Origin of the sequence: Mycobacterium sp. (genome assembly GCF_965277065.1) — a bacterium.
Taxonomy (GTDB): Bacteria; Actinomycetota; Actinomycetes; order Mycobacteriales; family Mycobacteriaceae; genus Mycobacterium.
Genome location: NZ_CBDIBT010000019.1, coordinates 190,343 through 200,645 on the forward strand (window position 1 = coordinate 190,343; position 10,303 = coordinate 200,645).

Annotated in this window: 11 protein-coding genes; 6 read left to right on the forward strand and 5 right to left on the reverse strand. The window is 64.5% G+C overall.

All coding sequences use genetic code 11. The features are described from left to right. Window positions 1-2 precede the first annotated feature (2 nt). Window positions 3-1,475 carry a DUF2867 domain-containing protein gene (locus ACQY5A_RS18075; protein WP_428341722.1) on the reverse strand — a complete coding sequence of 491 codons (1,473 nt, stop codon included), beginning with the start codon at window positions 1,473-1,475 and terminating at the stop codon, window positions 3-5. A gap of 234 nt (window positions 1,476-1,709) precedes the next feature. Between ACQY5A_RS18075 and ACQY5A_RS18080 the strand changes: the two genes are divergently transcribed. The 3 genes from ACQY5A_RS18080 (at window position 1,710) to ACQY5A_RS18090 (ending at window position 3,402) form a co-directional block, all read left to right on the forward strand. Further along, the gene (locus ACQY5A_RS18080) at window positions 1,710-1,928 is read left to right on the forward strand and encodes a DUF2945 domain-containing protein (RefSeq protein ID WP_428341723.1); all 219 of its coding nucleotides are present in this window, start codon (window positions 1,710-1,712) and stop codon (window positions 1,926-1,928) included. 17 nt (window positions 1,929-1,945) lie between these two features. Then, on the forward strand, window positions 1,946-2,671 hold the full coding sequence (locus ACQY5A_RS18085) for a GAF and ANTAR domain-containing protein (protein WP_428341724.1): 726 nt from the start codon (window positions 1,946-1,948) through the stop codon (window positions 2,669-2,671). Window positions 2,672-2,856: 185 nt separating this feature from the next. After that, entirely contained in the window at window positions 2,857-3,402 is a 546-nt protein-coding gene (locus tag ACQY5A_RS18090) for a MarR family winged helix-turn-helix transcriptional regulator (protein WP_428341725.1), read from the forward strand. Between the two features lie 24 nt (window positions 3,403-3,426). On the opposite strand, the gene fni is transcribed toward ACQY5A_RS18090, so the two are convergent. Both fni and ACQY5A_RS18100 read right to left on the reverse strand, forming a co-directional pair. Continuing rightward, the gene (gene fni, locus ACQY5A_RS18095) at window positions 3,427-4,452 is read right to left on the reverse strand and encodes a type 2 isopentenyl-diphosphate Delta-isomerase (RefSeq protein WP_428341726.1); all 1,026 of its coding nucleotides are present in this window, start codon (window positions 4,450-4,452) and stop codon (window positions 3,427-3,429) included. 41 nt (window positions 4,453-4,493) lie between these two features. Next, window positions 4,494-5,006 carry a MarR family winged helix-turn-helix transcriptional regulator gene (locus ACQY5A_RS18100; protein WP_428341727.1) on the reverse strand — a complete coding sequence of 171 codons (513 nt, stop codon included), beginning with the start codon at window positions 5,004-5,006 and terminating at the stop codon, window positions 4,494-4,496. Between the two features lie 91 nt (window positions 5,007-5,097). Here ACQY5A_RS18100 and ACQY5A_RS18105 point away from each other — a divergent pair, with 91 nt between their 5' ends. Both ACQY5A_RS18105 and ACQY5A_RS18110 read left to right on the forward strand, forming a co-directional pair. Beyond that, the gene (locus ACQY5A_RS18105; RefSeq protein ID WP_428341728.1) at window positions 5,098-5,580 is read left to right on the forward strand and encodes a TspO/MBR family protein; all 483 of its coding nucleotides are present in this window, start codon (window positions 5,098-5,100) and stop codon (window positions 5,578-5,580) included. A gap of 16 nt (window positions 5,581-5,596) precedes the next feature. After that, on the forward strand, window positions 5,597-6,937 hold the full coding sequence (locus tag ACQY5A_RS18110; protein WP_428341729.1) for a cryptochrome/photolyase family protein: 1,341 nt from the start codon (window positions 5,597-5,599) through the stop codon (window positions 6,935-6,937). 8 nt (window positions 6,938-6,945) lie between these two features. Here the strand turns inward: ACQY5A_RS18110 and ACQY5A_RS18115 are convergent, their stop codons facing one another. Beyond that, complete coding sequence (locus ACQY5A_RS18115) at window positions 6,946-7,683, reverse strand: acetyltransferase (protein WP_428341730.1); 738 nt, start codon at window positions 7,681-7,683, stop codon at window positions 6,946-6,948. Window positions 7,684-7,905: 222 nt separating this feature from the next. Here ACQY5A_RS18115 and ACQY5A_RS18120 point away from each other — a divergent pair, with 222 nt between their 5' ends. Then, window positions 7,906-9,201, forward strand: coding sequence for a PQQ-binding-like beta-propeller repeat protein (locus ACQY5A_RS18120; RefSeq protein ID WP_428343221.1), 1,296 nt, complete (start codon window positions 7,906-7,908; stop codon window positions 9,199-9,201). On the opposite strand, the gene ACQY5A_RS18125 is transcribed toward ACQY5A_RS18120, so the two are convergent. Beyond that, window positions 9,198-9,905, reverse strand: a complete 708-nt coding sequence (locus ACQY5A_RS18125) for an esterase (RefSeq protein WP_428341731.1) — start codon at window positions 9,903-9,905, stop codon at window positions 9,198-9,200. The genes ACQY5A_RS18120 and ACQY5A_RS18125 overlap by 4 nt on opposite strands. Window positions 9,906-10,303 lie beyond the last annotated feature (398 nt).

Here is a 10,303-nt window from a genome sequence, read left to right on the forward strand (position 1 = left end):
GGTTATGCGCGGGTCGCAGCGACCAAGCCGCGTGCCCTCGACGTGATGTCCCGAGCGATACCCGCGAAGATCGCGCTACGGAACGGCGTCGAAGCGATCCACCACGCCTCACCGGAAAAACCATAGGGCTGAAACAGAGCGCGCTGACGATAATGCGAGCCGCCATTGCCGTCATCACGCACCGACAGTTCGAGCCATAACCGGCCCGGCCGAGAAGCATGTCCGCGCAGCCGTAACAGGTGCGGACGATCCGTTTCCTCCACGAGCCACCCGTCCAGCTCTTCTCCGGAGTGCAGGTGCTGCGGCTGGGATGACGCTCGTCCGCGGTTGGTGGTGCGGGCCGGCAGGCCGAACCAGCCGCGCAACGCCCATGCCGGTAACGCCGCCGACAGACCGTCAGTGGCGCCGATCGACTCGAAGACTTGCCACATCGTTTCGCTGTCGGCGTCGACTCGGCGCTCCAGCACCTGCTCGTGCAGCGCTCCGCCGGCCCAATCCGGGTCGGTGTTCAAGGGCTGCGACGGGCAATCGTCGGCGGCGAGATGCGCCCAGCGGGTGTGCAGTTCGGGCTCACTGATACGCGCCAACGCCAACTCGACAGCATCGTCGAAGTGCATCAGGCCACCGTCAGGGTCCGGTATGTGCGCGGCGATGTCGTGCTCGTTGCACACCACGTCGTTCTCCAGCGAGTCCATCAGCGACGAAGCCAACGACCGCGGTAGCGGGGTGATCAGATTGACCCAGTGCGAAGAGAGCCGCGGACTCAGGACAGGAACCGGGATCGAGACACGTTTGGGCAAACCCGCGATTGCCGCGTACCGCGCGCTCATCTCCGTATAGGTGAAGATCTCGGGGCCGCCGATATCGAAGGCCCGGCTGACATCTGCGGGCAACTCTGCCGCCTCGGTGAGGTAGTACAGCACGTCGCGCACGGCGATGGGCTGAACTCGGGTGCGCAACCACCTGGGGGTGACCATCAACGGAAGCCGCTCGGTCAGGTAACGCATTATCTCGAAGCTGGCCGAACCCGCGCCGACGATGACGGCCGCACGTAACTCCGCCGTGGGAACGCCTGACTTCGAGAGCAATTCGCCTACTTCGGCGCGGGACGCCAAATGGGCGGACAACTCTTGCTGGTCGGGGATGATGCCGCCCATGTAGACAATGCGCGACAGTCCGGCCTCGCCGGCCGCGTCTGCGACGATCGATGCGCCGCGGGCGTCGACGTTGACGAAATCCGCCGCCAGCATCGCATGAACCAAGTAGTAGAGAACCTGCTGACCGTCCAGCGCTTGGCGCACTTTGTCGGCGTCGGCGACGTCGCCCTCAACCACCTCCACACTCTCGCGCCAGGGCACGTCGTCGAGTTTGGCGGGGGTCCGGGCCATCACCCGGACGTCGTGACCGGCCGACAGCAATTCGGGAACGAGGCGCGTACCCAGGTAACCGGTGGCACCGAAGATGACACACCGCATCGCTCACTCCTTGGCTCTAAGTCGAGGCGGCTCCGTCTACCGCAACGAGGGGTATACCCGCAATCGCTGAACTCCACTTGCGGTGATCCGGGACCGCAACTTGCATCTTCTTCACAAGGTGAATAGTTAAGTTTATAGTCATATCTAGCCGAACGTGCAGTAGGTATCGGGGTCGGGAACCCAGCAAGATCCAACCGGGCTTCGGTCCGCGACATCGTCAGGAAAGGCCACCCGATGGCAGACCAACACTTTCGCAAGGGCGACAAAGTCGAATGGAATAGCCACGGCCAGAACGTCACAGGCACGGTGGCGGAGAAGATCACCGACGACCGGGAGGCGGCCGGCCGCACGGTGCGTGCGTCCAAGGACGAGCCGCAGTATCGCGTCATCAGTGACAAAACCGGCGCCGATGCTGTGCACAAACCGGACGCATTGAAACGCCGCTCATCGTGAGCACGCTCAGCGTGAACATGCCTCAGTCGCATGAACTTCGCCGTAGTTGGCGATCGGATGGGTATCTGCGAGCGACGCGATTGGTTCGAGACCTCCACCAGCGCGCGGCGTTCGACATCCCCGCTCTGCTGCGCGAGGTGATCGACGGCGCGGTGGAGCTGGTGCCCGGAGCGCAATATGCGGGCGTCATGGTTGCCCAACGGCGGCGCCCTAGCGAGCCGGCGGCCGCGACTCATCGATATCCGGTTCTGCTGGACGAAATTCAGAGCCGCTGTCAACAGGGGCCCGGGCTGAGCGCAGGCGCGCTGCAGGACAGCATCCGCGTCGACGATCTCGCCGACGACGATCGGTGGCCGCTGTACAGCGAGCAAGCGGTCAAGCAGACGCCGATCCGGTCGATCCTCGCGATAGGCATGTTCAAAGAAGGCGGGACCGCGGCCACCCTCAGCTTCTCCTCCGAGGTCCCCCACGCTTTCGATGACGAGGCAGTCAATATGGGCTTGGTTTTCGCCACTCACACCGGGCTGGTGTGGAACTTGATGCGGCGCGATGAGCAGTTCCGCTCTGCGCTGGCCTCCCGTGATGTCATCGGCCGGGCCAAGGGCAGGATGATGGAACGGTTCAATATCGACGATAACCAAGCGTTCGCGATGCTCAAGCTGATGTCTCAAGACTCCAACACGCCTATTGCACAGTTAGCGCAAAGCGTTGCGGCAGGCCAAGTCTGGCCCTCGCAGGAGTAACGGACCGTTACGCGACAACTGATCTCGCCGACAATGACACGACGCCGCCGCGACCAGGAAACCCAAGCCGGTAGTCGAAGGTTCAGCGAATCGGCGCGACATTGTGTAATGTGCTGGCGTATTGTCGCTGATCCGGCAGGTATCCGATACCGCGGATCGGGAATCGCGAAGAAGGATGCGATCGGGTGACCAAGCGGGGTATGAACAGTTCACTTCCCAGCAGGCCACGGCTTGAAAAGCTGATGTCGGCCGACATGCGGGCGGTGACGGCGCAGTCGGACCGGGTGGGTCGCTATTTCGCGCGCCAGCACGCCGTGAGCGGCAATGACTTCCACGCACTTCTGCACGTCATGGTCGCCGAGACCGCGGGAACGCCGCTGACGATGGCCCAGCTACGGCAGCGGATGGACGTCTCACCGGCAGCGATCACCTATCTGGTCGACCGGATGATCCACGCCGGACATATCCGGCGCGAATCGGATCCCGCGGACCGACGTAAGGCGCTGCTCCGCTACGAGGCCAGCGGCATGGAACTAGCGTACGGATTTTTCACACCGCTCGGAATCCATCTGCGCGGCGCGCTTGCGGATCTGCCGGACGAGGATCTGGCGGCCGCGCATCGAGTTTTCAGCGCGATGATCGCCGCGATGTCGTCGTTCGAGGGCGATCTCATCGTGCAACATCAGCAGGCGCCGCCTGTGTGCGCCGCTTCCGCGCGCGATCTGGTCTAGCTCGAAAGAGGCTGAGCGCCATAGCTACTGGGTCGGAGTAACGCCAATCTGGCCCAGTGCCAACAGATCCGCCGCGCCAGAACCGTGCAGGCAGATCCGCAACTCGTCGATGAATCGCTGCAGCCAATCCACGACGGCCGCTGTCGATTCGATCGCTGCGGGCAGTAAAGGACGGGCCACCGCCACCACGTCGGCGCCCAGCGCCAGCGCTTTGGCCGCGTCCATTCCGGTGCGGATACCGCCGGAGGCGACCAGTGGAACGGCAGGCAGTGCCGCGCGCACCTCGACGATCGCCTCCGCCGTTGGTATTCCCCAGTCGGCCAGATCAGGGAACCGGACCTCGCCGTAGCGCACAAGTTGCTCGACTCGTGACCACGAGGTGCCGCCGGCCCCTGCCACGTCGATCGCGGCTACCGGCAGTTCGCCTGACTGACCAGTCAATTCGGAGACGGCCGCGGCGCCGATCCCATGGCCGACCTCCTTGAGCAGGATCGGATATTCCAGCGCGGCCGCGACCTCACGCAGCCGGCCGAGTGACCCGGAGAAATCGCCGTCGCCGTTTCTTTGGACAGCCTCCTGCAGCGGATTAGTATGCACCGCAAGTGCATTGGCGCCGACCCGGCCGAGCGCATTCGAAATATCTTCGACGGCAGCCGCCGTCAGCTGCGCGAGGCCAATATTGCCGAACAGCAATACATCCGGCGCGACATCGCGAACGGTGAAGCTAGAGGCCGCCCGCTCCCCTAGCGCGCTGTCCAGCATGATCCGCTGCGAGCCGAGCATCATGCCCAGACCGAGCAGTTGTGCGGCTTCGGCCAGATTCTTGTTGATCGTCTTCGACAGTTCGGCACCACCGGTCATCGCGCCGACCAGCACTGGGGCACGCAGGGGCGCGCCGAGAAAGTGGGTGGACAGGTCGATATGAGTCAGGCTGGTCTGAGTCAGCGCGTTGTACGGCAGGCGATAGCGCTCCAGACCGGTGGTGACGCCGGAGTAGCCGACCCGGTCGTCCAGGCACACGTCGATATGACGTCGCTTACGCGTCGTCATCCCAGTCGCATCGGCCGGCACAGCACCTTCGTCCACGTCGCTCAATTGGCTGCCGGCCCGGGCGGCTTGAATGCCACGAGGTCGTCTTGATATCGCCGCATCGCCTCGACCAACGCGGTGAACACTCTGCTAGCCGCCTCCAGGTCGGCGTCAGGTAGCTCCGCCATCGCGTCATGAGAGTGAGCGCCCAGCGGAGCGAAGAATGCCCGCGCAGTCGCCAGCCCGGAATCGGAGTAGCGCAGGATGACTTTTCGCCGATCGGTCGGGTCAGATTGGCGAGTGATGTGGCCGGAGGCCATCATCCGGTCGACCAGATACGTGATGGCGGCGCCCGAGAGTCCCATCCGCTGGCGCAGCTCGCCCGACGTCACCGGCTCCCCCGCCGTCTCAGCCACCATGACATGCAGCAGCGCCCGAAAGTCAGTGGGCCGCACGTCATGTACGGCAGCGAAAGCCCGGCCGATCTGCTCGGATCCAGCCGTCATCACGCGCAGGTAGGCGGAGATCTGCTGCTCCAGTGCGGCTCGGCCGCCCGCGGTCTCTTCAGGGCCCATGGCGTGTACCAGCTTATCCGTCTCACGCCATTACTTCAGTTGATTAATACTTAATTGACTGAAAGACTTGGTCGAGTCGAAGGGATCTCACGTGAACACAAAGACTCTGGCCGCCACGACGCTCGCCGTCGGCGCCACCGCCGGCATCGGAAGCGTCGCCAGTCAGCCGCGGATCACCCGCTGGTATGCCCGGCTCCAGAAGCCGCCCTATGTGCCGCCCAACGAGGTGTTTCCGATCGCATGGACCACGCTGTACGCCGATATCGCGGTGACCTCCGCGACGGCCATCGACCGCTTGCGCGCGGCGGGCCGGCACCAGGAGGCCCGAAACTATGTCATCGCGCTGACTGCGAACCTGACTCTCAACGCCGGGTGGAGTTGGCTGTTCTTCAAGTACCAGAAGCTGGGCGCCTCGGCGGTCGGGGCGGCGGTCCTGGCCGCCAGCAGTGCCGATCTGACCAGGCGGACCGCCGCGGCGGATCGGCGGGCCGGACTCGCATTGTTGCCGTATGCGCTGTGGTGCTCGTTCGCCACTTTGATGTCCGGGCATATTTGGGTACTCAATCGCCGATGAGTCTGGTGATCTGCTGATGCCCGCCCTGTTGTGGTTCCGCCGCGACCTGCGACTGCGCGATCTTCCGCCGCTGTTGCGCGCCGCCGCTGACAGCCCCGACGTGCTCGCCTGCTTCGTGCTCGACCCGCGCCTGGAGGCGTCATCGGGCGATCGGCGGATGCAGTTCTTGTGCGACTCGCTCCGCCAGCTGCGCGACGATCTGGACGGCCGGCTGCTGGTCACCCGGGGCCGGGCCGAAGAGCGAATTCCGGCCCTGGTCAAGGAAATCGAGGCCCCGGCGGTACATGTCTCGGAGGACTTCTCGCCGTACGGCCGACGACGCGACGAGCGGGTGCGCGAGGCGTTGGGCGACGTGCCGTTGGTGGGGACGGGATCGCCGTATCTGGTGTCGCCGGGACGGGTGACCAAAGACGACGGCGATCCCTACAAAGTATTCACGCCATTCTTCGGCCGGTGGCGCGACATGGGGTGGCGTTCGGCGGCCCGCTCGAACGCGAAGTCCACGCATTGGGTTGATCCCAAGCAACTGGGCAAGCGTGCCAAACCGGCGGAGATACCCGACCCCGGCGTCGAACTCGATCTGCTCGCGGGTGAGGCTGCCGCGCGACGGCAGTGGAAGACATTTGTCGACAAAGGTCTCGAGGACTACAGCGATGAACGCAACCGGCCGGACCACGACGGCAGCAGCCGGATGTCGGCCCACCTGAAGTTCGGCACAATTCACCCGCGCACTATGGTCGCCGACTTAGACGAGCGCCGCGCCGGTGCCCGGGCTTATCTGCGGGAGTTGGCCTTTCGCGACTTCTACGCGGCGGTGCTGCATCACTGGCCCGAGAGCGTGTGGTGGAACTGGAACCGCGACTTCGACGCCATCGAAATCGACTCAGGCAAGGACGCCGAACAGCGCTTTGAGAAGTGGAAGGCCGGCGAAACAGGGTTTCCGATCGTCGACGCGGGCATGCGTCAGCTCCGGGATAGCGGTTGGATGCACAACCGGGTACGGATGATCGCCGCATCGTTTTTGGTCAAAGATCTGCATCTGCCCTGGCAGTGGGGTGCCCGCTGGTTCCTCGATCAGCTGGTCGACGGCGACATGGCCAGCAATCAGCACGGCTGGCAGTGGTCAGCGGGCTGCGGCACCGATGCCGCGCCGTACTTCCGGGTGTTCAACCCGGTCCGGCAGGCCGAGAAGTTCGATCCCGCAGGCGATTACGTTCGCCGATGGGTGTCCGAGCTGGCCGACGCCAAAGACGTCACGCTGACCAAAGGCGAGCGCCCGGCCGGCTATCCCGAACCGATGGTCGACCACACCGCGGAACGCAGCGAAGCGCTGCGCCGCTACCAGAGCATGGGCTGACGGAGCGATCAGCGAGCGGCCTTTTTGCGCTCGATGTCAGCCAGCGCCGCAGCTAGTTCGGCACGCTGGGCCGCGGAGGTCTCCCACGCCAGCTGTCGGTTCTTGACCACCTTGGCCGGAGCACCGACCGCAATCGAGAAGTCGGGCACCTCACCTCTGACGACGGCGTGTGACCCCAGCACGCACCCCCGGCCGATGGAGGTCCCGCGCAGTACCGTCGCCTTGACACCCACCCAGGTGTCGGGTCCGATCCGTACCGGAGCTTTGACGATGCCCTGGTCTTTGATCGGCAAGGTGATGTCGTCCATGCGGTGGTCGAAATCGCAGATGTAGCACCAGTCGGCCATCAGCACCGAATCGCCGAGCTCGATGTCGAGATAGCAGTTGATCACGTTGTCGCGACCGAGGACCACCTTGTCGCCGAATCGCAGCGAGCCCTCGTGCGCGCGAATGGTGTTCTTGTCGCCGATGTGCACCCAACGCCCGATTTCCAGCTGCGCCAACTCCGGCGTCGCATGGATCTCGACGCCCTTGCCGATGAACACCATGCCGCGGGTGATGATATGCGGGTTGGCCAGCTTGAATTTCAGCAGCCGAAAGTAGCGCACCAGGTACCACGGTGTGTAGGCGCGGTTGCGTAACACCCACTTCAATGAGGCCAGCGTGAGGAACCGGGCCTGACGTGGGTCACGCAAATTCGAGCCCCTCCAGCGACGGTGGATCGGGGCTCCCCACATGCTCGTCATGGCCGAAAAGCCTACTGCGGCGACGATGCGCGCCGGGACGGCGGGCTGAGGAGCCGGACCATCAGAAACTGCGGCCGGAAAGGCACACCAGACAATCGGTCTCACCTGGGTCGGCACAGGTTACCCTCGGCTGTACGCGATATCCGCTGATGGCCGCCGCGCCATCGCGTCCCGGAAGGATTGGGAACCGCCACCGTGTCCTGGCCGATTGCCCGCCGTGCACTGCGGCATTGGTCATCGGTGGTCTCGGTCCTAGTGCTGGCAGGGGCCGTGGCGGGCTGCGGCAACACCGACACCTGGGTCGACACCGTGCCGGCCGAGGGTTGGCCAGCCCAGTACAGCGACGCCGCCAACAGCAGCTACACCGCGACGCCCGGCGCCGAGCGACTGAACCTGCGCTGGACCCGCTCGGTGAAGGGTTCGCTCGCTTCAGCGGTGGCGCTCAGCTCGCGTAACTGGCTCGCCGCGAACGCGCAGACCCCCGGCGGCTGTTCCCTGATGGAGTGGGAGAACGACGACAACGGCCGGCAGCGCTGGTGCACCCGGCTCTATCAGGGCGGCGGTAATTCCAGCCCACTGTTCGACGGATTCGACAACCTCTACGTCGGTCAGCCCGGCGCTATCGTGTCTTTCCCTGTCACACAGTGGATTCGCTGGCGCCGGCCGGTGATGGGAATGCCCTCCACGCCAAGGATTCTGGGAAACGGCCACGTGTTGGTGGTCACGCATCTGGGACAGGTGCAGGTTTTCGACGGCCACCGCGGCACGGTGGTCGGCAACTCGGTCGATCTGGTCGACAACGTCGACCCGAGTGACTTCACCCGCGGACTGGACGATTGCGGACCGGCGAAAGAGGGCTGCCCGGTCGCGGCCGCTCCCGCATTCGCCAAGGAGAGCGGGCTGATCGTGGTCGGACTCTGGGAACCGGGCGCCCCGACGCCGATTCTGGTCGGGCTGAAATACCACCCCGGGCAGAATCCGCTACTCACCCGGGAATGGACCAGCAACGCCGTCGCCGACGGCGTCCAGGCCAGCCCGGTGATGTCCAGTGACGGTTCCACGATTTACATCAACGGGCGCGACGAGCGGCTGTGGGCTCTGCATGCCGCCGACGGCAAGCCGAAATGGTCGGTCCCGCTCAAGTTCCTGGCGCAGACTCCCCCGTCGGTCACACCGGGCGGGCTGATCGTGGCGGGCGGCGGACCAGACACCCGCCTGGTCGCGTTCAAAGACGCCGGAGACCATGCGCAGGAGGTCTGGCGACGCAACGATGTCAGCCCTTTGTCGACGTCGAGCCTGGCGGGCAGCGGAGTCGGCTACGCCGTAGTGACCGGTGGACCGGGCGAAGGCGCGCGCGGGATGACGCTGTTGGTCTTCGACCCGGGCAGCGGACGAAGCCTGAACAGCTACCGCCTGCCGGAGGCCACCGGTTATCCCGTCGGCGTCTCGATCGGCCGTGATCGCCGTGTCGTCACCGCGACCAGCGACGGTCAGGTGTACAGCTTCGCGCCGAGTTAACCCTTGACGGCCAGCGGCGGAATGGCGTTGCGCGGGACATGAACCTGACTCGCCCCGGCCAGTGACGGCAAAAGTTCACCGGGCGCGAAGTAGAAAATAAGCTCGTCGTCGGTGATCGCAAAGTTTTGGTAATGCGAGGCGTCCAGACCGGACCCCGGCGATATTGCGGCACCCAGTCCGGTCTGCTTTCCCACCTCACGTTGCACGATGGGATAAATCGAATCGAGCGGCTTGGTATTCGGGGCGAAAAGTGTGTCGAAAGTGATCGCTTTTTGCCCGGCGACGTCGTAATCGAAGCCCTTGTAAAAGGTCGACGGGCGCGGGCCGCCGAGATCTTCGAAAACCTTGAGTACGACACTTCGAGTGCCGCCGGGCGCCTGACCGGAGTGGTATTGCTCGGAGGTGACTTCCATTTGGTAAGGCACCTCGCGCGGTCCGGAAGCCTGCGAAGACGTCTGTGCGACGTTGACAAAGCCGTCGCGATTTTGGGTAAGAAAATCGGACAGCGCCTGGTCTGGATAATCGACCGGAAACGTCATGTTCAGTGTGTAGGTGGGCGACGACGAGCGCACATTGCACGTCTGATCGTCTTGGAGCGAGCCGCCGAAGTTGGTGCACAGCGAGTCAGCGGCCGCGACCGCACCGCCGGACCAGCCCAGCAGGGCTCCGGCCGCTACCAGCGCGGCCGACATCAGGTTGCGCATCGGTCGACTCGTCCTCGCAGACTCAGAACGGCTGAAATGCCGTCTCGCCAGCGTACCTGGCCCCCCGTCGCGACGGACCGCAAACGTCTCGCTGATGAGCGCCTGCCCAGGTCAGCGGCCACCGTCCTCCCCTACGGCGGCCGCCGACCCGGCAGGCGGGTCTTAGAACAGGGCCGCGAGCTCCGTCCAGACGTTGCTGGAGTCCACGACAAGCATTCCCAGCCGTGCGAAGGCGCGCGTGCGTGTCATCGAGTTCCTTTCCTCCAACACGCCATGTAAACGGCGTGCCTCCTGCTATCGGCGCCCACCGCATCGGGTGGGCATAGCCTATGCGCAGGCGTCAATTTTGTTCGAACAAAGTCTAATAATCCGGAAAAATTCCGTATGTTTTTTTCACC